We start from the raw sequence: 23,747 nt of genomic DNA, 5'->3' as shown, positions 1-23,747 counted from the left end.
TGGGAGGGGCCCGGCCTGTACGCGCTGCCGGGGCAGGGTGACGGCGGCCACGACCGGCTCGCCCAGGAGCGCCGGCTGCCCTCGCGCAGCGGCTCCTTCGCCGGCGGCACCGGTGCCTGGCTGGACCGGCTCGGCGGGCTGCGCAACTTCGTCCGCCAGGAGCTCGTCACCCGCCAGCTCGCCGAACAGCTCGCCGGGCGCAGCGCGCAGCGCGTCCTCGACATCGGCTGCGGCCAGGGCACCCAGGCGCTGCGGCTGGCCCGGGCCGGCCACTACGTCACCGGGATCGACTCGGACCCGGTCGCGCTCGGCGTCGCCCAGGGGGCGCTCGCCGCGGAGCCTCCAGAGGTCCGGGGCCGGCTGCAGCTGCTCAGCGGGGACGGCCACCAGTGCGGCCGCTGGTTCGGCCCGCGCAGCTTCGACGTGGTGCTCTGCCACGGCGTCCTGATGTACCTGCCCGACCCGGACCCGATGATCGCCTCGCTGGCCCGGCTGCTGGCGCCCGGCGGGCTGCTCTCGCTGCTGGTCCGCAACCGCGACGCGCTGGCCCTGCGGCCCGCCGCCGCCGGGGACTGGCGGGCCGCCCTGCACGCCTTCGAGAGCGACCGGTACTACAACCGGCTCGGGCTGGCCGCCCGCGCCGACCGGCTCGCCGACCTCTCCGTGACCCTCTCCGAGGTGTCGGTGCCGATCAGGCACTGGTACGGCGTGCGGGTCTTCACCGACAACGCCCCCGACGACGCGGCCCCGCCGGTGGACGGGCGGCAGCTGGCCCAGCTGCTCGAGGCCGAGGACCGGGCCGGCCGCACCGACCCGTACCGGCAGGTGGCCGCGCTGCTGCACGTGATCGGGGCCAAGTAGGCCCGAGGGCGCGGCCCCGATCCGGGCTCAGCCCTCGTGCAGGCTCATCGCGTAGACGACCCGGTCGTCCTCCAGGAGCACCGCCGTGTCGACGCCGTCCTCGGCGAGCTGCTTCCAGCTCTCCCCGATCCAGGTCTCGGCGTCCCCCTGGCCGGCGAACTCCTCCTGGCCGCCGCCGGGCGTCACCACGCTGCCGTCCGCCTTCTCGTACCGCCACGTCCACGCCATGCCCGGCTCCTCCCGCCGACGACGCCGCCTGTGTTGCTGCGCACCTTAGCCTGCCCGGCCCGATCTTCCGTATGCCTGTCCGGCAGGATGGGCGGCATGGCGACCCACCCCCCGTTCCCCCGCACGCTGCTGCTCGGCGGCGCCCGCTCCGGCAAGTCCACCCGCGCCGAGCAGCTGCTCGCCGACCGGCCGGACGTCCTGTACGTGGCCACCGGCGGCACCCGGGACGGCGACGCCGAGTGGGCCCAGCGGGTCGCCCTGCACCGGGAGCGCCGGCCGGCGAGCTGGCGCACCGCCGAGACCTGCGACCTGGAGGCCGTCCTGGCCGACCCCGCCGACCCCGCGCCGGTGCTGGTCGACTGCCTGGCCCTGTGGCTGACCACGGTGATGGACGAGTGCGGCGCCTGGGACGACGGGGTCTGGGCGGGCGGGGGCGAGAGCGCGGTGCAGCGGCGCTGCGAGGCGCTGGCGCGGGCCTGGGCGGCCACGCCGCGGACGGCCGTCGCGGTGAGCAACGAGGTCGGCATGGGTGTCGTCCCGGGCACCGCCGCCGGGCGGCGCTTCCGCGACACCCTGGGCCGGCTCAACATGGCCGTGGCGGACGCCTCCGAGCGCGTCCTGCTGGTCGTGGCCGGGCAGGTGCTGACCGTCAAGCCAGCCGCGGGCTGAACATCCGCGGCGTGTAGCCTTCCGGACGATGGACACCACCGTGGATCTCGATACGTTCTCCTCGCTCGTCGAGCGCCCCGACGAGAGTGCCCGGCGGGCCGCCGAGGAGCGCTGGCAGGCGGCCGACCGCCCGCGCGGCGGGCTCGGCAAGTTGGAGGAGCTGGGCAGCTGGCTGGCCTCCGTGCAGGGGCGCTCCCCGGTACGGCCGGTCTCCGCGCCCAAGGTGCTGCTGTTCGCCGCCGACCACGGCGTCGCGGCGCTCGGCGTCTCCCGGATGCCCGCCCGCGGCGGCACCGCGGCCCGGGTGCGGGACGTGTTGGACGGCACCGCACCGGTGGCCCGGCTGGCCGCGCGCTACGGCGCCGGGGTGCGGGTCGTCGACGTCGCGGTGGACGCGGACCCGGCCGACTTCCCGGAGGAGGTGGTCGCCCACCGGATCCGGCGCGGCTCCGGGCGGATCGACGTCGAGGACGCGCTCACGCCGGAGGAGACCGCCCGGGCCTTCCGGGCCGGCATGGCCGTCGCCGACGAGGAGGCCGACGCCGGCACCGACCTGGTGCTGCTCGGCGACCTCGGAGTCGGTGCCACCACGGTGGCCGGCGTCCTGATCGGCGCGCTCTGCGGAACGGACGCGGCGGCGGTCACCGGGCGCGGCTCGGGGATCGACGACCGGGTGTGGATGGTCAAGTGCGCCACCATCCGGGACTCGCTGCGGCGGGCCCGGCCGGTGCTCGGCGACCAGCTGGCGCTGCTCGGCGCCACCGGCGGCGCCGACTTCGCGGCGATCACCGGCTTCCTGCTGCAGGCGGCCGCCCGACGGCTGCCGGTGGTGCTGGACGGCGTGGTCTCGGCGGCCTGCGCGCTGGTCGCGCAGCGGATCGCCTTCCGGGCGCCCGAGTGGTGGCGGGCCGGGCAGTCCAGCGGCGAGCCCGCGCAGGCGAAGGCGTACGACCGGCTGACCCTGACACCGCTGCAGGACCAGGGGATCACCATGGGCGAGGGCGTCGGCGCGCTGCTGGCGCTGCCGCTGCTGCAGGCGGCGGGCGACGCGCTCGCGGACGAGGCTCCCAAGCCGTACGTGCCGGCCGCACCGCGGGAGCCGCAGGAGCAGCCGAAGCTGCCCTCGGCCGCGGACCTGCTGCGCAAACTGTAGGCGCGGCGCCCCGCGTCCCCGCGGCGGCCGCCCGACCCGTCCGGGAACGCCCCTGCGAAGGGGCGTTCCCGCGTTCGGACCCGTGGTGAGAGGAACGCGTTCATGACGGACCGCGGTGAGCGGGCCACCTGGGGGGACGGGCTGCGGTTCGGCTTCGGGACCCTGTCCGTCCTGCGGGTGCGGGTGGAGCGGTGGGACCGGGCGGCCGGCGCGCGCGCGATGGTGACGGCCCCGGTGGTGGGGCTGGTGCTCGGGGCGGTCGCGGCCGGGGCCGGGGCGCTGGTGGCCTGGCGGGCGGGCGGACCGCTCGGGGCGGTGGCGGCGGTGGGGGCGCTCGCCGCACTGACCCGGGGACTGCACCTGGACGGCCTGGCGGACGTCGCGGACGGGCTGGGCAGCGGGAAGCCGGCCGAGGACGCGCTGCGCATCATGAAGCAGTCCGACATCGGCCCGTTCGGCGTGCTGACCCTGGTCCTCGTGCTGCTGGCGCAGGTCGTCGCGCTGGCCGGACAGTTCGGGCACGCGCCGCTGCGCGGCGCGCTCGCGGTGCTCGCCTCGGCGACGGCCGCCCGGTGCGCGCTCGCCTGGGGCTGCCTCCGGTCGGTGCCGGCCGCCCGGCCGGGCGGGCTGGGCGCCGTGGTGGCGGGCACCGTGACGCCCGTCGGCGCGCTCGCCGCCACGGCCGGCGCCGCGGTCGTCCTGGCCGCGCTCGGGGCGTCCGACGGTTGGTCAACTCTCCGCCTGCCGCTGGCTCTCCTGATCGGGCTGGGCTGCGCCCGGTTGCTGCTGGCGCGGTGCGTGCGACGTCTCGGCGGCATCACCGGCGACGTGCTCGGGGCGACGGCGGAGACGGCCGCCACGGGCACGCTGTTCGCCCTGGCGTTGCTCGGCTGACACCGGGCGGCGCGTGATCCCACCATGCGGACTACCATGCGTGGAGCACCGCAGCCCTGCACCGTGGCAGGTCCTGCCCGCCCGGCGCGTACCCGAGGAGCCGGGGCCTCTGGTGTGCGCGACCGCTTCCGGTCGGCGCGCGCGCCAGGGGGCCCGGACCCGGGGCCCGCCGGCGGACGGCGCCTGCGACGGCGGGCTGCGCCGGTGCGGCATCCGCGCCGTGACCGGCCGTGGACCGCGAAAGAACAGGACGCATTACGTGACTGCATTGTCTGTGAGCACCTCCTCCGCCGCCTCGCTGCGCGCGGAGGCCCTGGTGATCGGTGTCGCGAAGGGCCCGAAGGGGGTCGTGCTGGCCCCCGGCACCGAGGCCGTGAACGAGGCGTTCGAGGGCAAGCTGGCCGAGATCCTCGGCACCCTGGGCGCGACCGGTGCCGAGGGCGAGGCCGTGAAGGTCCCCTCCCCCGCCGGTGTGAAGGCCGGGTTCGTGCTCGCGGTCGGCCTCGGCGAGGGGGGCGACGAGGGCTTCGAGGCGGAGGCGCTGCGCCACGCCGCCGGTGTCGCCGCCCGTACCCTGGCCGGCGTCAAGAAGGCCGCGCTGGCCCTGCCGGCCGAGTCCGCGACGGAGGTCGAGGCGGTCGCGCTGGGCGGTCTGCTCGGCTCGTACGCCTTCGGCACGTACAAGGGCAAGGGCAACGGCAAGGAGCCGGTCGGCGAGCTGGTCGTGCTGGCCCCCCGCAAGGGCAGCAAGGACGCCAAGGCCGCCGTGGAGCGCGCCGCCGCCGTCGGCGAGGAGATGAACCGCGCCCGCGACCTGGTCAACCTCGCGCCGAACGACCTGACCCCGAAGAGCTTCGCCGCGACCGTCCAGGCCGTCGGCAAGGAGCACGGCCTCAAGGTCGAGGTGCTGGACGAGAAGGCGCTGACCAAGGGCGGCTACGGCGGCCTGATGGGCGTCGGCGGCGGTTCGGTGAACCCGCCCCGCCTGGTGAAGGTGGCCTACACCCACCCGAAGGCCAAGAGCACCCTGGCGTTCGTCGGCAAGGGCATCACCTACGACTCGGGCGGCATCTCGCTGAAGCCGGCCGGCTACAACGAGACCATGAAGTGCGACATGGCCGGCGCCGCCGCCGTGTTCGCCGCCGTGGTGGCCGCCAAGCGCCTGGGCCTGGCCGTCAACGTGACCGGCTGGCTGGCGCTGGCCGAGAACATGCCGTCCGGCTCGGCCGTCCGCCCGGGCGACGTCCTGCGGATCTACGGCGGCAAGACCGTCGAGGTCCTGAACACCGACGCCGAGGGCCGCCTGGTGCTGGCCGACGCCCTGGTGCGGGCCGGTGAGGAGAACCCGGACGTCATCGTCGACGTGGCCACCCTGACCGGCGCCATGGTGATGGCCCTGGGCACCCGGACCTTCGGCGTGATGTCCAACAGCGACGAGCTGCGCGCGGACCTGCACGCCCTCGCCGGCGAGGTCGGCGAGGACTCCTGGCCGATGCCGATGCCCGCCCACCTGCGCAAGGGCATGACCGAGTCGACCATCGCCGACCTGGCCAACATGGGCGAGCGGATGGGCGGCGGCCTGGTGGCCGGCCTGTTCCTGCAGGAGTTCGTGGCCGAGGGCACCGACTGGGCGCACCTGGACATCGCCGGTCCGGCGTACCACGAGGGTGCTCCGTTCGGTTACACCCCGAAGGGCGGCACCGCGAGCGGGGTGCGCACCCTGCTCGCCTTCGCCGAGCGGACGGCGAACGGCAAGGCCTGACGGAGCCACCCGCTGCGACGGGGCCCGGCGCGCGTGCGCCGGGCCCCGTCGGCGTTCCCAGGGGGTTACCTGCGGGTAAGCCCGCCCGGCGGGCCGCACCCCTGTTCGCTGCGGGCGAAACTTTGTTCCACACTGCGGAACAGGGGGCCGCGGACCGCGCGGAAGGTTCCCGTCCGGCGGCTGTCAATACCGCGTTGAGCTGCGATGATGCCCATCCGTGGGGGGTATTCCCGCCCCGGTGACCACGCTGCGGGACACCCCCGCGGTGGACCCGGACATCAGCCACCGCGAACAAGTGCGAAGATGTATTTCCGGCACGACTGGGCGCCCCACAAAGGCTTCCGACCCACCGGACCGCGACCGGCCCGGCGACCCACCCCATGCATGGAGGACGTGACGTGGCGAACGACGCCAGCACCGTTTTCGACGTAGTCATTCTCGGAGGCGGAAGCGGCGGTTACGCCGCGGCGCTCCGCGCCGCTCAGCTGGGCCTGAGCGTGGCCCTGGTCGAGAAGGGTGAGCTGGGCGGCACCTGCCTGCACCGCGGCTGCATCCCGACCAAGGCGCTGCTGCACGCCGCGGAGATCGCGGACGAGACGAAGGAGGCCGCCGAGTTCGGCGTGCTGGCCACCTTCCAGGGCATCGACATCAACGGCGTCCACAAGTACAAGGACGACGTCATCGCCGGCCTGTACAAGGGTCTGCAGGGCCTGGTGGCGTCCCGCAAGGTCACCTTCATCCAGGGCGAGGGCAAGCTCTCCTCGCAGACCTCGGTGGACGTCAACGGCCAGCGCATCGAAGGCCGCCACATCGTCCTGGCCACCGGTTCCGTGCCGCGCTCGATCCCGGGCCTGGAGATCGACGGCAACCGCGTGATCTCTTCGGACCACGCCCTCAAGCTGGACCGCATCCCGAAGTCGGCCGTCATCCTCGGTGGCGGCGTCATCGGCGTCGAGTTCGCCTCCGTCTGGAAGTCCTTCGGCGTCGAGGTCACCATCGTCGAGGCGCTGCCGCACCTCGTCCCGCTGGAGGACGAGAACTCCTCCAAGCTGCTGGAGCGCGCGTTCCGCAAGCGCGGCATCAAGTTCGAGCTGAAGGCCCGCTTCTCCGGCGTCGAGTACACCGAGACCGGTGTCCGCGTCTCCACCGAGAACGGCAAGCAGATCGACGCCGACCTGCTGCTCGTCGCCATCGGCCGCGGCCCGGTCTCGGCCGGCCTCGGCTACGAGGAGAACGGCGTCGCGATGGACCGCGGCTACGTCCTGGTCGACGAGTACATGCGCACCAACGTGCCCACCATCTCCGCCGTCGGCGACCTCGTCCCGACCCTGCAGCTGGCCCACGTCGGCTTCGCCGAGGGCATCCTGGTCGCCGAGCGCCTGGCCGGCCTCAAGCCGGTGCCGATCGACTACGACGGCGTCCCGCGCGTGACCTACTCCAACCCCGAGGTGGCCTCCGTCGGCATCTCCGAGGCCAAGGCCGTCGAGCTGTACGGCAAGGAGAAGGTCGTCACCCTCAAGTACAACCTGGCCGGCAACGGCAAGAGCAAGATCCTGAAGACCGCCGGCGAGATCAAGCTCGTCCAGGTCAAGGACGGCGCCGTGGTCGGTGTCCACATGGTCGGCGCCCGCATGGGCGAGCAGGTCGGCGAAGCCCAGCTGATCTACAACTGGGAGGCCCTGCCGGCCGAGGTCGCGCAGCTCATCCACGCGCACCCGACCCAGTCCGAGGCCCTGGGCGAGGCGCACCTGGCGCTGGCCGGCAAGCCGCTGCACGCGCACGACTGATCGCGCCCCACCCCACCTTTTCCGGTACTTCCCGTACGCAAGTACTTCCGTACGCAAGACTTGATAGGAGTCGCTGAAACCATGGCGGTCTCAGTAACACTGCCCGCGCTGGGCGAGAGCGTTTCCGAGGGCACTGTCACCCGTTGGCTGAAGGCCGAGGGTGAGCGTGTCGAGGTCGACGAGCCGCTGCTCGAGGTCTCGACCGACAAGGTCGACACCGAGATCCCGGCCCCGGCTTCCGGCATCCTCTCCTCGATCAAGGTCGGCGAGGACGAGACCGTCGAGGTCGGCGCCGAGCTGGCGATCATCGACGACGGCTCCGGCGCCCCCGCCGCCGCCCCGGCCCCCGCCGCCGAGGCAGCGCCCGCCGCCGCCCCGGCTCCGGTCGCCGAGGCCCCGGCCGCCGCTCCGGCTCCGGCCGCTGCTCCGGCCCCCGCCGCCGCCCCGGCCGCTCCGGCCGGCGACGCCACCCCGGTGCTGCTCCCCGCCCTGGGCGAGTCCGTCACCGAGGGCACCGTCACCCGCTGGCTGAAGGCCGAGGGTGAGACGGTCGAGGTCGACGAGCCGCTGCTCGAGGTCTCCACCGACAAGGTCGACACCGAGATCCCGTCGCCGGTCGCCGGCACCCTGGTGAAGATCCTGGTCGGCGAGGACGAGACCGCCGAGGTCGGCGCGCAGCTCGCGCTGATCGGCGCCGCGGGTGCGGTCGCCGCCGCCCCGGCCCCGGCCGCCGCTCCCGCTCCGGCCGCCGCTCCGGCCCCGGCTGCCGCTCCCGCTCCGGCTCCGGCGGCTCCGGCTGCCCCGGCTCCGGCTCCGGCTGCCGCCGCTCCTGCCCCGGCTCCGGCCCCCGCCGCTGCCCCGGCTCCGGCCGCCGCTCCGGCCCCGGTCGCCCCGGCTGCTCCGGCCGCCCCCGCCGCCGACAACGGCGACGCCTACGTCACCCCGCTGGTGCGCAAGCTCGCCGCCGAGCACGGTGTCGCGCTGTCCTCCGTCGCCGGTACCGGTGTCGGCGGCCGCATCCGCAAGCAGGACGTCATCGCCGCCGCGGAGGCCGCCAAGGCCGCTCCGGCCCCGGTCGCCGCCGCCGCTCCGGCCGCCGCGCCGAAGGCCGCCGCCGCGCCGTCCGCCCTGCGCGGCCAGACGGTCAAGATGACCCGCATGCGCAAGGTCATCGGCGACAACATGATGAAGGCCCTGCACGAGCAGGCCCAGCTGACCAGCGTGGTCGAGGTGGACGTCACCAAGATCATGTCGCTGCGGGCCAAGGCCAAGGACTCCTTCCTCGCCCGCGAGGGCGTGAAGCTGTCCCCGATGCCGTTCTTCGTCAAGGCCGCCGCCCAGGCGCTGAAGGCCCACGCGGTCATCAACGCCCGGATCAACGACGCCGAGGGCACCATCACCTACTTCGACACCGAGAACATCGGTATCGCGGTGGACTCCGAGAAGGGTCTGATGACCCCGGTCATCAAGGGTGCGGGCGACCTCAACATCGCCGGCATCTCGAAGAAGACCGCCGAGCTGGCCGGCAAGGTCCGCGACAGCAAGATCACCCCGGACGAGCTGTCCGGCGCCACCTTCACCATCAGCAACACCGGTTCGCGCGGTGCGCTGTTCGACACCGTGATCGTGCCGCCGAACCAGGCCGCCATCCTGGGCATCGGCGCCACCGTCAAGCGTCCGGTGGTCATCGAGGCCGACGGCGGCACCGCCATCGGCATCCGTGACATGACCTACCTGTCGCTCTCCTACGACCACCGCCTGGTGGACGGCGCCGACGCCGCCCGCTACCTGGTCGCGGTCAAGGAGATCCTGGAGGCCGGCGAGTTCGAGGTCGAGCTCGGCCTCTGACCCCTCCACGGTCCTGCGGAACCCCGCGTCGTCCCCGGACGGCGCGGGGTTCCGCCGTTTCGGCATCCGGGCACGCCGGGTCGTGGCATGCGCGCGGGCGGCCGAACGGGGATGCTTGAGCGGTGATGGACGAGACGGACTTCTGGCAGATCATCGACGAGACCCGGGACGCCGCCGAGGGCGACCCCGACGAACAGGCCGACCGGCTGGTGGAGCGGCTCGTCCAACTGACCCCGGACGACGTGATCGACTTCGCCCGGCTCTTCGAGGCCCGGTTCCAGCGCGCCTACCGCTACGACCTCTGGGGCGCGGCCTACCTGCTGCTGGACGGCGCCTCCGACGACACCTTCGACTACTTCCGCTGCTGGCTGATCGGCCAGGGCCGGGAGGTCTTCGAGGGCGGGCTGGCCGAGCCGGACGACCTGGCGGACCTGCTGCCCGAGTTCGACGAGGAGGAGGACGGCGAGGCCGAGGACCTCGGCTACGCCGCCGACGAGGCGTACGAGCAGCTGACCGGGCTGCCGCTGCCCGAGGTCGGCGGGCGGCAGGCCGGCCGGCCTGCCGGGGCCGCGCTGGACTTCGACGACCCGGACGTCATGGCGAAGCGCTTCCCCAAGCTCTGGGAACGCTACGGGGACTGAGCCGGGCCCACGGCGCGTCCCGCGGACCCGGCGAGGTCCTGCGGGGCGCGCCGTGTGCTCGGGGCGCGCCGTGTGCTCGGGACGCGCCGTGTGCTCGGGGCGCGCCGCGTGCTCGGGTGGAGCCAACGTGCTCGGGTGGAGCCGCTCAGGTGGAGCTGCCGGACGTGCTGTCCTGCTTGACGCCCTTGAGGATCTGGTCCAGCACCGAGGCGTCCGGCGCCGACGGGTGGTCGTCCACGCCGCCCTCGAAGACCACGTAGCCGCCGCCCTTGGCCGGCACGGCGGCCAGCAGGACGTAGCCCTGGGTGCCGTCCGAGGTGAGGACGTGCCAGCGGGTGGCGTAGCCGGACACCCCGGCGACGCTCACGGACCCGGAACCGGCGTCGGTGTGCGAGGTGATCCCGGTGAAGATCTGCGCGGCGTACGTGGGCATCGCGGTGTCGGCGGCCGCCTTGGCGGTGCTGCCCTGGACGGTGTCCTTCTCGACCGAGAACTGACCGCGGATGCAGGAGTTGCCGTCCGGGCAGGTGTAGCGGCCGGTGCCGAGGAAGACCGTGGAGTGCGCGCCGTCGGTCGTCGCGTCCCAGCCGTCGAAGACCGGGACGGTGATCGCGTGCTGCGGGTCCGGAACGGTGCTCTTGAGGACCGGCGCGGGCTTGGGCGCGGGCGCCGTCGGGCTGGTGGTGGGCCCGGTCGGGGTGGGGCTGGGCGAGGGGCGGTCGCTCTGGGTGACGGTCACCGTGGGGGTCGGGTCCGCCTTGGGGTCGCCGCCGTCGCCGCTGAGCACGATCCCGGCGATGGTCCCGCCCACGGCCAGCACGGCGATCGCGATGCCGATGATCATGCCGGACCTGTTCCTGGCCGGGGCCGGCGGGTAGCCCTGGCCGGGGTACCCGTAGTTCGGCGTCGTCGGGTAGCCGGCCTGGCCGGGGTACCCGCCCTGGCCCTGGTAGGCGTCCTGGCCGGGGTACCCGCCCTGGCCCTGGTAAGCGTCCTGGCCGGGGTAGCCGTAGCCGGGCGCCGGGGAGGCGTCCTGGCCCGGGTAGCCGTACGCCGGAGGCGGGGCCGCGGCGCCGCCCGGGTAGCCGTAGCCGGGCTTCCGGTCGGTGGGCTGCCAGGTCTGCGTCGGGGCGTCGGGGAGCCCGCCCGCGACGCCGCCCTGGAGCGGCCGGACCTCGCTGGTCCAGGCGTTGCCGTCCCACCAGCGCTCGTGACCGGGGGTGCCGTCCGCACCCGGGACCGGGTACCACCCGGGAGGCGTCGAGTTGCTCACGGCCGTACGGTACCCGGCGTGGCGGCGGTCGAGACAGGGCGGGACTGTCACGACTCTGCACCGCCCCCGGCCTGACGGAGCACCGGCGAAACGGCCTCAGCCGGCCAGTCGGCGGGCCATCCAGATGTCGTCCACGTAGCGGCCGTCGATCAGGAACTCCTCGGCCAGCGAGCCCTCGACGACGAAGCCGCAGCTCTCGTAGAGGCGGCGGGCGGGGGCGTTCCAACCGAGCACGCGCAGGGTCATCCTCCGGGCGCCGTCGGCGCGGGCCGCCTCGCAGGCGGCCTCGACCAGGCGTCGGCCGACGCCCCGGCCGCGGGCGGCGGCGTCGACGGCCAGCCCCTGGATCTGGCGGACGTGCCGGTTGGCGGCCAGCGGGGTGGGCGGCACCTGGCGGACGTAGCCGACGATCCGGCCGCCCAGGACGGCCAGCAGGAACTGCTCCGGGGTGTGGCGTTCGTCGAAGACCACGTCCTCGACGGGCGGCTGCGGGGAGACGTCGGACAACGGGGACCAGGCGGCGCGGTTGAGGGCGGCCAGTTCGCGCTCGTCCTCGGGCTGCGCCGGACGGATGATCAGATCGTCGGCGGACATGCGCGACATGCTAATGAGGCGGATGCGCACGCGACAGGGAGATGTGGGCTGCGAGGATGGACGCATGCGCATCGCTGTCACGGGTTCCACGGGTTTGATCGGTTCGGCGCTGGTCCGCTCCCTGCTGGCGGACGGCCACGAGGTGGTCCGGCTGGTCCGGCACCGCTCCAGGACGGGCCCGCAGCCCGACGGCAGTACGGCCATCGGCTGGAACCCGCTGCTCGGCGAGGTCGACCGGGACGGGCTGGCCGGCGTCCGGGCCGTGGTGCACCTGGCCGGGGCCGGGGTCGGCGACCACCGCTGGACGGACTCCTACAAGCGGGAGATCCGGGAGAGCCGGGTCTACGGCACCGAGACGCTGGCCGTCGCGCTGGCCGGGCTCAAGGAGCCGCCGGAGGTGTTCGTGAGCGCCTCCGCGGTCGGCTGGTACGGACAGACCGGCGACGAGGTGGTCGACGAGGACTCCCCCGCCGGCGACGACTTCCTGGCCGAGGTCTGCCTGGAGTGGGAGGCCGCCGCCCGGCCGGCCGAGCGGGCCGGGATCCGGGTCGTCCACCCCCGCACCGGCATGGTGCTGTCCGCGGCCGGCGGGGCCGGCGGGCGGCTGTTCCCGCTCTTCAAGCTGGGCCTGGGCGGGCGGCTCGGCAACGGGCGGCAGTACTGGAGCTTCATCTCGCTGCACGACGAGGTGGCCGCGCTGCGCTTCCTGCTCGACCACGACGACCTCTCCGGCGCCTTCAACCTGACGGCGCCGAACCCGGCGACCAACGCCGAGCTGACCACCGCGCTCGGGCGGGCGCTGCGGCGCCCGACCCCGTTCCCGGTGCCGGAGGCGGTGCTCAAGGTGGTGCTGGGCGAGCTGGCGGTCGAGGTGGTCGGCAGCCACCGGGTGGTGCCCAAGCGGCTGATGGACGCGGGCTTCCGGTTCACGCACCCGGACGTCTACTCGGCGGTGCTCGCGGCGCTCTGACGCTGCGCACGGGGAGCGCGGGCGGGAGCGCGGGCTCGGGCGGGGAGCGGGGCGGTTCCGGCGCGGCGCTCCGCCGTAGCGCGGACAGCTACGGGAGCGGGGCCGCTCGACCGGGCCCGGCGTACGCGCGCGCGGCCCGGTGCGTACCTCGGGCTACGGCATCCGCGCTGGCCAGGGGCATATGCCGGGCGGGGGTCGGACGGGGCTCCGGAAGGGGGCGCACGGGAGCACACGGCGGGCGCGTCGCACGCCCCCGGTGACCGTGCGCGCCCGTCGACCCCCGAACCCGGCCGCCACGGCGCACTGTCCGTGACCGCGCCCCGCCCGTTGCGGCACAACCCCAGCCGAGTCTCGAATCAGGCTCGATGCGCTTGTCTGATGCTCACACTGACTGGGCATCACCCTCCTCGGACCGTGTCCCGGCACCCCGCTGCCTGCGTCGGCCGGAGCCCCGGGACCAGGGAGGGAGCACGCCAGTGCCCACGTACGACTTCACCCGCCGTGCCCGTCGGCCGTCCGACCCGGACGTCGTCGTGGTCGGCGCCGGACTCGCGGGCCTGGCCGCCGCCCGCGCGCTCACCGGCCACGGCCTCACCGTTCAGGTCCTGGAGAGCACCGACCGGATCGGCGGCCGGATGGCCACCCGCGAGCTGGACGGATTCCGGCTCGACGACGGCAGCCACCTGCTGAACACCGCCTTCCCCGAACTGCGCCGCACGCTCGACCTCGACCGCCTCGACCTGCGCCCGCTCGCGCCCGGCGTACTCGTGCACAGCGGCGGCCGCCGGTACCGCGCCGGGGACCCCCAACTCACCGCCGCCCGGCAGGCCGCCACCCGCGCCCCGCTCGGCAGCCCGCTGGACAAGGCCCGGCTCGGCAGTTGGCTCGGCCGGCTCGCCGCCACCCCGGTCAGTCGGCTGCAGGCCCGGCCGGAGACCACCGCCGCCCGCGCGCTCACCGGCCACGGCCTCGCCCCGCGCACCGTCGACGGCTTCCTGCGCCCGCTGCTCAGCGCCCTGCTCGCCGACCCGGCACTCGGTACCAGCAGCCGGGTCGCCGACCTGGTGCTGCGCTCGTACGCCCGCGGCCGGCTCTGTCTGCCCGCCGGCGGGATCGCGGCGGTACCGGCCCAACTGGCCGCCGCCCTGCCCGCCGGCACCGTCCGTCCCGGGGTGCGGGTCACCGCGATCGCCGCGGACGGCGTGGAGACCCTGGCGCACGGGCGGATCGGCGCCCAAGCCGTCGTCGTCGCCACCGACGCCCGCTCCGCCGCCGAGCTGCTGCCCGGGCTGCGGCTGCCGGACTTCCACCCCGTCACGACCTTCTACCACACGGCCGACCGCACCCCCTTGGGCGAGCCCGTGCTGCTGCTCGACGGTGACCGGCCGAACGGACACCCGCCGCTGGTCTCGCAATCGCTGGTGCTCAGCGAGCTGCACCCGTCCTACGCACCGGCCGGCCAGGCACTGGTCGCCACCACCGTCCTCGGGCGGCGCTCTTTCGACGCGGGCGGCCCGGCCGGGCTGGAACCGGCCGTCCGGGCCCGGCTCGCCGAGCTGTACGACACCTCGACGACGGGCTGGCAGTTCCTCAGCGTGCGGCACGTCCCGGACGCGCTGCCGGCCATGCCCCCGCCGCACAACACCCGGCGCCCGGTGCGCCTGCTGGCCGGGCTGTACGTCGCCGGGGACCACCGGGACACCAGCACCGTGCAGGGCGCGCTGGTCTCCGGGCGGCGGGCGGCACAGGCGGTGCTGCGCGACCTCGGCATCCGGGCCGACGCACGGGAGGCGGAGGCGGCGGCCTGAGGGCTCGCGGGCTCGGACCTCGGGCTCCGGGCTCCGGGCTCGGGCTCCGGGCTCGGGCTCCGGGCTCCGGGCTCCGGGCTCCGGGCTCCGGGCTCCGGGCTCCGGGCTCCGGGCTCCGGGCTCCGGGCTCGGGCTTCGGGCTTCGAGCTGGGGGCTCGCGGGCTTCGCACCCCGCCGTGTCGGCCCCCGTCCGGCGGTGTCCGGACACGCCAGCGGTCTGCCGGGGTGACAGACCGACGGCGTGCCAGGATGCCCGATGTGACCGATCTGACCGCTCATCGGATGATCTCGACCCCTCGGACGGCTCCGGACTCCCGGGAGGCGCCGACCACCCGACAGGCTCCGGCCTCCCGGGTGGTGCCGGCCTCCCGGGTGGTGGTGCCGGCCGCGCGGCCGCTGGTCGTCCGGTGAGCGCCGGGGCCCCCGATCCGCTGACGCTGGTCCTGATCCCCGCCGCGGCCGTGGCCGCGCCGCTGCTCGCCGACCGGCTGCTGCGGTGGATCGCCGTACCGACCGTGGTGGTCGAGATCGTGCTCGGAGTGCTGATCGGCCCGGACGTCCTGGGCTGGGCGCACGTCGACACCCTGGTCGACGCGCTCTCCCAGTTCGGCCTGGCCATGCTGATGTTCCTCGCCGGGTACGAGATCGACTTCGGCAAGCTGCGCGGCGGCCCGCTGAAACGGGCGGGCGCCGCGTGGCTGGTCTCGCTGGTCGTGGGCCTCGGGGTGGGCGCGCTGGTCAACCGGAGCCCGCTGGACGGCGCCTTCGCGGGGCTGGTGCTCACCACCACGGCGCTCGGCACGATCCTGCCGATCCTCCGCGACTCCGGTGAACTGCCCACGCCCTTCGGCTCCCTGGTGATGGCCACCGGGGCGGTCGGCGAGTTCGCGCCGATCATCGCGATCGCCGTGCTGCTCAGCGGGAACTCGCCCGCCCGGACGGCGGTCATCCTCGGCGCCTTCGCGGTGATCACCGCGGTCGCCGTGTTCGGCGCTCGCCGGCCCCGGCCGGCCTGGACAACCCGGCTCATCGAACGGACCCTGCGCACCTCCGGGCAGTTCGCGATCCGCGCGGTGATCCTGGTGCTGGCCGCCATGGTCGCCGCCGCGCTCTGGCTCGACCTCGACATGCTGCTCGGCGCCTTCACCGCCGGGATCGTCTCCCGGCTGCTGCTCTCCGACGTCCGGCGGGCCGAGGAGGAGGTGATCGAGGCCAAGCTGGAGAGCATCGGCTTCGGCTTCCTGGTGCCGGTCTTCTTCGTGGTCAGCGGGATGAAGTTCGACCTGGACGCCCTGCTGGACGACCCGGGCACCCTGCTGCTCGTCCCGCTGTTCCTGCTGCTCTTCCTGCTCGTGCGCGGACTGCCGGCCGGGCTGCTCGCCCCGGCCGGGCTCGGCCGGCGCGACCGCGCGGCGCTCGCCCTCTACGGGGCGACGGCGCTGCCGCTGGTCGTGGTGATCACCACTATCGAGGTGGACGCCGGGCACCTGGCGTCCTCGACCGCGGCGGCGCTGGTCGGTGCCGGGATGCTGTCGGTGCTGCTGTTCCCGCTGGCGGCGCAGCGGGTGCGCGCCGACGTCCGGCCGCCGGTGGCGGACGAGGCGGGGAAGCCGAGGGTCCGGGCCGAGAGCTGGTGAGGGGCCCGGCCCGGAGCCCGGCGGGTCGGATCGCCGCCCTGGTCAGATCACCCCCGCCTGACGGGCCGTCTCCTCGAAGGCGCGGGCCACCGGGCTGCCGCGGTAGGGGGTGAGGCGGCGGTGGAAGTCCCGGACGTACTCCAGCGAGCGGGCCGAGCGCATCTCCCCGGCCGCCCGCAGCGCGTCGGTGGCCATGGTGCAGGCCTCGTCGAGGTCCCCCATGCCGAGCCGGGCGGTGGCCAGCACCAGCCGGCAGAAGATCCGGCTGCGCGCGTAGGCGGGTGAGCGCAGCCGCAGCGACTTCTCGGCGTGCTGCGCGGCGGTGCGCCACTGCTGCAGGTCGCGGTAGCAGTGGGCGAACTCGTCGGAGAGCTGCGCCTCGTCGAAGTAGCGCGCCCAGGAGGGCAGTTCGTCGCCCGTGCGGGACGCCGCGAGCGCCCGTTCGGCGCGCACCAGCGCGGTGGTGCAGGACCGGACGTCGCCCAGCAGGCCGTGCCCGCGGGCCTCGGCGGCGTGCATCAGCGACTGGACCACCGGCGGGACGGCGGTGCCCACGCCCTGCTGGGCGACCCGGGCGAGCTGGACCGCCTCCCGGCCGTGGCCGAGGTGGACGGCCTGCTGGCTCATCGTCACCAGCACGTAGCCGCCGAGCGCGCGGTCCCCGGCGGCCTGGGACAGCCGCAGGGCCTGGACGAAGTAGCGCTGGGCGAGGCCGTGCGCGGCGATGTCGAAGGACGTCCAGCCGGCCAGCCTGGTCAGATCGGCGACCGCGCCGAACAGGGCCCGGCCGATCTGCTCGCCGTAGCGGCCGCGCAGCATCGGCTCGGCCTCGCTCTCCAGGTAGCGGACCAGCGCCTGGCGGGCGTGGCCGCCGCCGTAGGCGTGGTCGAGCGCGCGGAAGAGGTCGCCGACGGCGCGGATCGCCGCGATGTCGCCGCGGCCGACCCGCAGGGCCGGACGCGACTCGCGGGCCGGGTCGGTGTACGGCGGCTCGACGGCGACCGGCGGGCGGCGGCTCTGAGTGGGCACCCGGCCGATGGTGGGGGCGGTACCGGTCGTCCCGGCCGTGCTACGCGCGGTGGGCGGTCCGCCGGTGCTGTGCGGCCCGGGGCCGCCGTGCGCGCCGGGGGCGCCGCCGGCCGGGCCGCGCGCCGGGCCGGCGGGGGACGCCCCGGGCGCACCCTGGGCGGAGGTGCCGGAGCCGGCCCCGGCCGGCGGGGGGCCGGTGGCGGTGTCCGGGCGGACCAGGGTGGAGCCGTCCCGGGCGACCCGCTCGTCGGTGCGGCCGATCAGCCAGTCCCGGCTGGGGACGACCAGGCCGGCCGGGGTGAAGGCGATCCGGCGCAGCTCGGACTGCGGGCCGTTGTCCTTGCGCCACATGCTCGCCACGATGTCCACCGCTTCCTGCGGGGTCTCGGCGAACTCCAGTCCGGCGTAGACCGGGGCGCAGGCGTCCAGGCCGAGGTCCTGGGCGGTGAGCCGGCGGCCGAGGCGGCGGGTGAAGACCTCGGCGATCAGGGCCGGGGTGGCGCCGCGGGGCTGCTGGCCGCGCAGCCAGCGGGTCACCGAGGTCTTGTCGTAGCGCAGGTCCAGGCCGTGCTCCAGACCGAGCTGGTCGACCCGGCGGGCCAGGCCGGCGTGCGAGAAGCCGGCCTCCTCGATCAGCGCGGCCAGCTGGGCGTTCTGCGGCGCCGGTCCGGAGTGGCCGGTGGTCCGCGCGGGCGCGGGGGTGACGGGGGTGACGGGGGTCTCGTGCCGGTCGGGTGTGGCCTGCGCGGGCAGCCGCAGTTCGTCGGCGGTCGGATCGTCGGCGGTCAGCGTGTCGCCGGTCAGGGCGTCGGTAGCCAGGGCGTCGGGGGCGTCCGGAACGGTCCGGCCGACCGGACCTCGGTGCTGGCCGAGCGGGTCGAGCGGTCCGTACGCCGGGCTGTCGGTTGCAGGCCGTTGGGGCATGTCTGTCAACACCTCTCGGACGTCGCACCGGGCTCTACCAGCACTTCGGCGGCCTGGGGCGGCGCCCCCTGTCGGGAATCGGCGTGAATGTAGCGAGCATTCGGGCGCTATGGGTGGATCTGACCGAGCAATCCTCCGAACGGGTGAAGCAACCGCGCCCATTGTGGGGAAGCACGGTCACCATGGGTTTGGCCTTCCGCGGTCGAACCGTCGATCGAGGGTCGTAGTGGTTGGCGCCACAGTCCGGCGGGATGCTGTGGTGCCCCGCCACATGGGAGCCGGACCGCCGGATTCCTACCGTTCTCGGCCATGGACACCACTACAGCCCGCCCGCTCGACGGCCGCACGGCCCTGGTGACCGGAGCCGCCTCGGGCATCGGCCGGGCCTGCGCCGAGGCCTTCGCCGGGGCCGGCGCCCGGGTCTACGTCGTCGACCTCGCGGCCGGTCCGGCCGAGGAGCTCGCCCGGCGCATCGGCGGACGCGCCATCGTCACCGACCTCTCCGACCCCGAGGCCGTGGACGCCCTGCCGGGCGACGCCGACATCGTGGTCAACAACGCCGGGCTCCAGCACATCGCGCCGGTGCACGAGTTCCCGCCCGACCGCTTCACGCTCATCCAACGCGTCATGGTCGAGGCCCCGTTCCGGATCCTGCGCCGGACCCTGCCGCACATGTACGAGCGGGAGTGGGGACGGGTCGTCAACGTCTCCTCCGTCCACGGCCTGCGGGCCAGCGCCTTCAAGTCCGCCTACGTCACCGCGAAGCACGCCCTGGAGGGCCTGAGCAAGACCGTCGCCCTGGAGGGCGCCCCGTACGGCGTCACCAGCAACTGCATCAACCCCGGCTACGTCCGGACCCCCCTGGTGGAGAAGCAGATCGCCGCGCAGGCCCTGGCCCACGGCATCCGCGAGGACGAGGTCGTCGAGCGGATCATGCTCGACCGCACCGCCGTGAAGCGCCTCATCGAACCCGACGAGGTGGCCCAACTCGCCCTCTGGCTCTGCTCCCCCGCCGCCTCCTACCTCACCGGCGCCAGCCTCCCGCTCGACGGCGGCTGGACGGCGCACTGACCGACCTGACGGGTCATGGTTCCGGACGCCACGAAACGACCCGCTGCTGTATGGCCCGGCCACATGGGCCTCCGCCCCGCGGATTCCTACCTTGTGGCGACATCGTCTCCCCCGGCCCTGGAAGTGGTGGCACATGAACGCCTCTGCAAGCGGTACGGCTGCGCGCGGTGCGCGCCCGAGCTCCCTCCCGAGAGTGGTGGCAGCCAGCCTGATCGGCACGACCATCGAGTGGTACGACTACTTCCTCTACGGGACGGCGGCGGCGCTGGTGTTCGGGAAGCTGTTCTTCCCGCACAGCGATCCGCTGACCGGGACGCTGCTGTCCTTCCTGACCTACGCGATCGGGTTCGCCGCGCGACCGCTCGGGGCCCTGGTGTTCGGGCACTTCGGGGACCGGGTCGGGCGGAAGAGGCTGCTGGTGGTGAGCCTGCTGCTGATGGGCGGCTCGACCACGGCGATCGGGCTGCTGCCCACGTACGACACGGCCGGGATCGCGGCGCCGGTGCTGCTGACGGCGCTGCGGCTGGTGCAGGGCTTCGCGCTCGGCGGTGAGTGGGGCGGGGCCGTCCTGCTGGTGTCGGAGCACGGGGACCGGCGGCGGCGCGGTTTCTGGGCCTCCTGGCCGCAGGGCGGCGCGCCGGCCGGGAACCTGCTGGCGGCGGGGGTGCTGTCGCTGATGACCTCGGTGCAGTCGGACGCGGCCTTCCTGTCCTGGGGCTGGCGGGTGCCGTTCCTGCTGTCCGCGGTGCTGGTGGGGGTCGGGATGTGGATCCGGCTCGCGGTGGAGGAGTCCCCGCTGTTCCGGCAGGCGGTGGCGAACCGCCCGGAGGCCGAACGGGCTCCGCTGGTCGGGGTGTTGAGGCACCACTGGCGGGAGGTGCTGGTGGCCATGGGGGCGCGGATGGCGGAGAACATCTCCTACTACGTGATGACGACCTTCGTGCTCGCCTACGCCGTCGGCCACGCGCACTTCGGCAAGCAGAGCGCGCTGAACGCCGTCCTGATCGCCTCGGCCGTCCAGTTCGCGCTGATCCCGCTGTTCGGCGCGCTCTCGGACCGGGTCGGGCGCAAGCCGGTGTACCTGGCGGGCGCGATCGGGGTCGGGGTCTGGGCGTTCGTCTTCTTCGGGATGGTGGACACCCGCTCCTTCGGCTCCCTGGTCCTCGCGGTGACCGTCGGGCTGGTCTTCCACAGCGCCATGTACGCACCCCAGGCCGCCTTCTTCTCCGAGCTGTTCGCGACCCGGCTGCGGTACTCGGGCGCCTCGATCGGCGCCCAGTTCGCCTCGGTCGCGGCCGGCGCCCCGGCGCCGCTGATCGCGACCGCGCTGCTCAAGGACTACGGCACCTCGACGCCCATCTCGGTGTACGTGGCCATCGCGGCGGCCGTCACCGTCCTGGCCGTCCTGTGCGGACGGGAGACCAGGGGGCAGGACCTCGCCGGGATCGAGGAGCGGACCGGCCCGCAGGAGCAGCCGCAGGACGCCTCGGCACCCGGAAAGCCCGCCGTGGCCTGAGGGTTGAGCCGCTACCATCGCGAGTCCCCGGAATCGACGGACCGACGCCGATTGGCGGCACGCACCATGGACCACCCCCACGAGGGCGCCGCGCCCGCGCTGCGGCGGCTGCTCGACTTGCTCGCCTCGGGAGCCGCCACCGAGGACTTCGCCGAGGTGCTGGCCGACGCCCGCCGCCGCGGGGCGCCGGCCGCCGTCCTCGCCGAGATCGACGACGCCACCTGGCAGGCCCTGCGGGTGCACCGCACCCTGCGCCAACACCGGCGCCGCGAGGCCGAGTTGACCGCCCTGTTCGACACCGCCGGGGACCTCGCCGCCTCCCGGGACCTGGACACCGTGCTCCAGGCGATCGTCCGCCGGGCCCGGATGCTGCTCGGCACCGACACCGCGTACCTGACCCTGCCGGACGAAGCCGCCGGCGACACCTACATGCGGGTCACCGACGGCTCGGTGTCCGTCCTGTTCCAAGCCCTGCGGCTCAGCCTCGGCGACGGCCTGGGCGGTCTGGTCGCACAGACCGCCCGGCCGTACGCGACCCCCGACTACCGCACCGACGACCGCTTCCACCACACCGGCACGATCGACGCGGGCGTGCTGGACGAGGGCCTGGTGGCGATCATCGGGGTGCCGCTGCTGCTCGGCGGGAAGGTCATCGGGGTGCTGTTCGCCGCCGACCGCTCGCCCCGCGCCTTCTCCCCCGACGAGGTCGCGCTGCTCTGCACGCTGGCCGCGCACGCCGCGATCGCCCTGGACACCGCCAAGTCGCTGGCCGACACCCGGGCCGCGCTCGCCGAGCTGAACGCCGCCAACGAGCTGGTCCGGGCGCACTCCGCCGCCGTCCAGCGCGCCGAGCAGGCGCACGACCGGCTCACCGACCTGGTGCTGCGCGGCGCCGAGGTCCCGGACGTCGCCGCCGCCGTCGCGGCGCTCCTGGACGGCGAGATAGCGGTCCTCGACGCCGAGGGAGAGCCACTGGCCGGACGCTCCGCGCCCGCCGCCGAACTGGCCGCGGCCGTCGCCGCCTCCCGTACCGAAGGACGGTCCGTACGGCACGGCGAGCTGTGGGTCTGCGCGGTGCTCGCCGGGCACGACACCCTCGGCACCCTGGTGCTGCGCGGCCGGCCCGACCTCGACGACGCCGACCGGCGGCTGTTCGAGCGGGCGGGCGTGGTGACCGCGCTGCTCCTGCTGCTGCGCCGCTCGGTGGCCGAGACCGAGAACCGGGTCCGCGGCGAGCTGCTCACCGACCTGCTGGCCGCGCCCGGCCGCGACCCGGCCGGACTCACCGCACGCGGCCGCCGGCTCGGCGTGGACCTCGCCCGGCCGCACCTGGTGCTGGTCGCGGAACCCGCCGGTCCGACCGGCTCCGCCGACGTCGACCGGGGCCGGCTGGCGGGCGCGGCCCGGCGGTACCTGTTCGGCTCCCGGGGCGTCAGCGCCGAGCACGCCGAGGCGGTGGTGCTGCTGGTGCCGGTCGAGACCGGCACCAGCGACGACCCCGAGGAGAGCGCCCGGCAGGCCGCCGAACGGCTGGCCGGGCTGGCCGGGTTCCCGGTCACCGTCGGCGCCGGCCGCCCCTGCGCCGGACCGACCGCGCTGGCCGCCTCCTACGCCGAGGGCCTGCGCTGCGTACGGGCGCTGCGGGTGCTCGGCCGCGCCGGGGAGGGCGCCTCGGCCCGCGCGCTCGGCTTCCTGGGGGTGCTGCTCGGCGACGGCCACGACGTGGACGGCTTCGTCGGGGCGACGCTCGGCCCGCTGCTCGCCTACGACGCCAGGCGCGGCACCGAGCTGGTCCGCACCCTGCGCGCCTACTTCGACTGCGGCGGCAGCCTCACCCGGGCCAAGGACGAGCTGCACGTCCACGTGAACACGGTGGTCCAGCGGCTGGACCGGGTCGAGGCACTGCTCGGGCGGGACTGGAACCACCCGGAGCGCTCGCTGGAGCTCCAGCTCGCCCTTCGGCTGCAGCTCCTCGCGGACGGCTGAGCGGAGCCGGCCCGCTCGCGGGCGGCTGAGGCGAGACGGCCCCGCACGGGCGGCTGAGGTGGGACGCGCACGGGCGACTGGGCGGCGCCGGCCGCTCGCGGGCGGCTGAGGGGGACGGCTCGGGCTGGGCGTACAGTGGCGAGGTTGGTCTCGAACGCCTGGCAAGGAGCGAAGACGGTGAGCGAGCGGAGCGAGCGAACGATCGGGGGCAGCGCGTCTCGCGAAGCGGCTGCCGAGCGCGGCGAGGCGGGCGCATGAGCGAGAACGTGCGGTTCGTGCGCATGGGCATAGGCGAGCGCCACGTCCCCTACCAGGAGGCGTGGGAGGAGCAGCAGCGGCTGCACGCGCTGCGGGTGGCGGACGAGATCCCCGACACCGTCCTGCTGCTGGAGCACCAGTCGGTGTACACCATGGGCAAGCGCACCAACCCCGCCGACCTGCCGCTGGACGGCACCCCGGTGGTCGAGGTCAACCGGGGCGGCGAGATCACCTGGCACGGCCCCGGCCAGCTGGTCGGCTACCCGATCGTCAAGCTGCCCGACCCGATCGACGTGATCGCCTACGTCCGCCGCCTGGAGGAGGCCCTGATCCGCACGGCCGCCGAGTTCGGCGTCGAGACCACCCGGGTCGAGGGCCGCAGCGGGGTGTGGGTGCTGGGGCGGTCCATCCCGGACGCCGTGGTCGACCCGGCCCAGGTGGTGGACATCGGCAAGCTGACCCTGCGGATGGGCCTGCCGCTGGGCATCGACCCCCGACTGGCCGGCCCCGAGTACGCGCCCTCCAACGCCGGGCAGCGCGGCGACGACCGCAAGCTCGCCGCGATCGGCGTGCGGGTCGCCCGCGGGGTGACGATGCACGGCTTCGCACTCAACTGCGACCCGGACATGACCTGGTTCGACAAGATCGTGCCGTGCGGCATCCGGGACGCGGGCGTGGCCTCGCTCTCCGGCGAGCTGGACCGCGGGCTCCCCGTCGCCGAGGCGGCGCCGGTGGTCGAGCGGCACCTGGCCGAGCTCTTCGCCGAACTGCCCGAACCGGCGCTCAGCCGCTGACGCTCCGGTGCCGCCGACGCCCCGAGGGGGCGGGAATCCGGCCG

Annotated in this window: 19 protein-coding genes and 1 pseudogene; 16 read left to right on the top strand and 4 right to left on the bottom strand. The window is 74.9% G+C overall.

From position 1 onward, the window contains the following. Positions 1–120 precede the first annotated feature (120 nt). Entirely contained in the window at positions 121–861 is a 741-nt protein-coding gene (locus tag ACZ6Y7_RS17255; RefSeq protein ID WP_465758796.1) for a methyltransferase domain-containing protein, read from the top strand. Positions 862–888: 27 nt separating this feature from the next. Here the strand turns inward: ACZ6Y7_RS17255 and ACZ6Y7_RS17250 are convergent, their stop codons facing one another. Next, entirely contained in the window at positions 889–1,089 is a 201-nt protein-coding gene (locus tag ACZ6Y7_RS17250) for a hypothetical protein (protein WP_402223496.1), read from the bottom strand. 108 nt (positions 1,090–1,197) lie between these two features. Here ACZ6Y7_RS17250 and cobU point away from each other — a divergent pair. From cobU to ACZ6Y7_RS17215, 7 genes and pseudogenes are all read left to right on the top strand, one after another. Further along, positions 1,198–1,758, top strand: a pseudogene (gene cobU / locus ACZ6Y7_RS17245) (bifunctional adenosylcobinamide kinase/adenosylcobinamide-phosphate guanylyltransferase); the annotation flags it as partial. 28 nt (positions 1,759–1,786) lie between these two features. Continuing rightward, the gene (locus tag ACZ6Y7_RS17240) at positions 1,787–2,911 is read left to right on the top strand and encodes a nicotinate-nucleotide--dimethylbenzimidazole phosphoribosyltransferase (RefSeq protein WP_465758702.1); all 1,125 of its coding nucleotides are present in this window, start codon (positions 1,787–1,789) and stop codon (positions 2,909–2,911) included. 102 nt (positions 2,912–3,013) lie between these two features. Beyond that, entirely contained in the window at positions 3,014–3,805 is a 792-nt protein-coding gene (locus ACZ6Y7_RS17235; protein ID WP_465758701.1) for an adenosylcobinamide-GDP ribazoletransferase, read from the top strand. Positions 3,806–4,064: 259 nt separating this feature from the next. Beyond that, positions 4,065–5,567 (top strand): leucyl aminopeptidase, encoded by a 1,503-nt coding sequence (locus ACZ6Y7_RS17230; protein WP_465758700.1) that lies wholly within the window; start codon positions 4,065–4,067, stop codon positions 5,565–5,567. A 380-nt stretch (positions 5,568–5,947) separates the two neighbouring features. Then, on the top strand, positions 5,948–7,354 hold the full coding sequence (lpdA, locus tag ACZ6Y7_RS17225) for a dihydrolipoyl dehydrogenase (RefSeq protein ID WP_402223504.1): 1,407 nt from the start codon (positions 5,948–5,950) through the stop codon (positions 7,352–7,354). 81 nt (positions 7,355–7,435) lie between these two features. Next, positions 7,436–9,202 (top strand): 2-oxoglutarate dehydrogenase, E2 component, dihydrolipoamide succinyltransferase, encoded by a 1,767-nt coding sequence (gene sucB, locus ACZ6Y7_RS17220; RefSeq protein ID WP_465758699.1) that lies wholly within the window; start codon positions 7,436–7,438, stop codon positions 9,200–9,202. Positions 9,203–9,327: 125 nt separating this feature from the next. Next, positions 9,328–9,843 (top strand): DUF4240 domain-containing protein, encoded by a 516-nt coding sequence (locus tag ACZ6Y7_RS17215; protein ID WP_465758795.1) that lies wholly within the window; start codon positions 9,328–9,330, stop codon positions 9,841–9,843. A 145-nt stretch (positions 9,844–9,988) separates the two neighbouring features. Here the strand turns inward: ACZ6Y7_RS17215 and ACZ6Y7_RS17210 are convergent, their stop codons facing one another. Together ACZ6Y7_RS17210 and ACZ6Y7_RS17205 are read right to left on the bottom strand one after the other, a co-directional pair. After that, positions 9,989–11,116, bottom strand: a complete 1,128-nt coding sequence (locus ACZ6Y7_RS17210) for a DUF2510 domain-containing protein (protein ID WP_465758698.1) — start codon at positions 11,114–11,116, stop codon at positions 9,989–9,991. 96 nt (positions 11,117–11,212) lie between these two features. After that, the gene (locus ACZ6Y7_RS17205; RefSeq protein WP_465758697.1) at positions 11,213–11,710 is read right to left on the bottom strand and encodes a GNAT family N-acetyltransferase; all 498 of its coding nucleotides are present in this window, start codon (positions 11,708–11,710) and stop codon (positions 11,213–11,215) included. A gap of 64 nt (positions 11,711–11,774) precedes the next feature. On the opposite strand from ACZ6Y7_RS17205, the gene ACZ6Y7_RS17200 reads away from it, so the two are divergent. From ACZ6Y7_RS17200 to ACZ6Y7_RS17185, 4 genes are all read left to right on the top strand, one after another. Beyond that, entirely contained in the window at positions 11,775–12,680 is a 906-nt protein-coding gene (locus ACZ6Y7_RS17200) for a TIGR01777 family oxidoreductase (protein ID WP_465758696.1), read from the top strand. 476 nt (positions 12,681–13,156) lie between these two features. Continuing rightward, complete coding sequence (locus tag ACZ6Y7_RS17195; protein ID WP_465758695.1) at positions 13,157–14,488, top strand: FAD-dependent oxidoreductase; 1,332 nt, start codon at positions 13,157–13,159, stop codon at positions 14,486–14,488. A gap of 258 nt (positions 14,489–14,746) precedes the next feature. Next, complete coding sequence (locus ACZ6Y7_RS17190; protein WP_465758694.1) at positions 14,747–14,899, top strand: hypothetical protein; 153 nt, start codon at positions 14,747–14,749, stop codon at positions 14,897–14,899. Further along, positions 14,896–16,125, top strand: a complete 1,230-nt coding sequence (locus tag ACZ6Y7_RS17185) for a cation:proton antiporter (protein ID WP_465758693.1) — start codon at positions 14,896–14,898, stop codon at positions 16,123–16,125. Before ACZ6Y7_RS17190 ends, ACZ6Y7_RS17185 begins: the two co-directional genes overlap by 4 nt. Positions 16,126–16,167: 42 nt before the next feature. Here ACZ6Y7_RS17185 and ACZ6Y7_RS17180 read toward each other — a convergent pair whose 3' ends face one another. After that, on the bottom strand, positions 16,168–18,078 hold the full coding sequence (locus tag ACZ6Y7_RS17180) for a regulator (RefSeq protein WP_465758692.1): 1,911 nt from the start codon (positions 18,076–18,078) through the stop codon (positions 16,168–16,170). Positions 18,079–18,387: 309 nt separating this feature from the next. Here ACZ6Y7_RS17180 and ACZ6Y7_RS17175 point away from each other — a divergent pair, with 309 nt between their 5' ends. The 4 genes from ACZ6Y7_RS17175 (at position 18,388) to lipB (ending at position 23,703) form a co-directional block, all read left to right on the top strand. Beyond that, positions 18,388–19,149 carry a 3-hydroxybutyrate dehydrogenase gene (locus tag ACZ6Y7_RS17175; protein WP_465758691.1) on the top strand — a complete coding sequence of 254 codons (762 nt, stop codon included), beginning with the start codon at positions 18,388–18,390 and terminating at the stop codon, positions 19,147–19,149. 133 nt (positions 19,150–19,282) lie between these two features. Then, complete coding sequence (locus ACZ6Y7_RS17170; RefSeq protein ID WP_465758690.1) at positions 19,283–20,665, top strand: MFS transporter; 1,383 nt, start codon at positions 19,283–19,285, stop codon at positions 20,663–20,665. A gap of 66 nt (positions 20,666–20,731) precedes the next feature. After that, a complete protein-coding gene (locus tag ACZ6Y7_RS17165; RefSeq protein ID WP_465758689.1) occupies positions 20,732–22,651 on the top strand; it encodes a helix-turn-helix domain-containing protein in 1,920 nt (639 codons plus the stop codon). A 254-nt stretch (positions 22,652–22,905) separates the two neighbouring features. Continuing rightward, complete coding sequence (gene lipB, locus ACZ6Y7_RS17160; protein WP_465758688.1) at positions 22,906–23,703, top strand: lipoyl(octanoyl) transferase LipB; 798 nt, start codon at positions 22,906–22,908, stop codon at positions 23,701–23,703. Positions 23,704–23,747: the final 44 nt, after the last annotated feature.

The sequence above is a fragment of the Kitasatospora sp. NPDC053308 genome (genome assembly GCF_055585785.1).
Note: the sequence above shows the minus strand (reverse complement) of the source record. Positions and strands in the feature narration are given on the sequence as shown.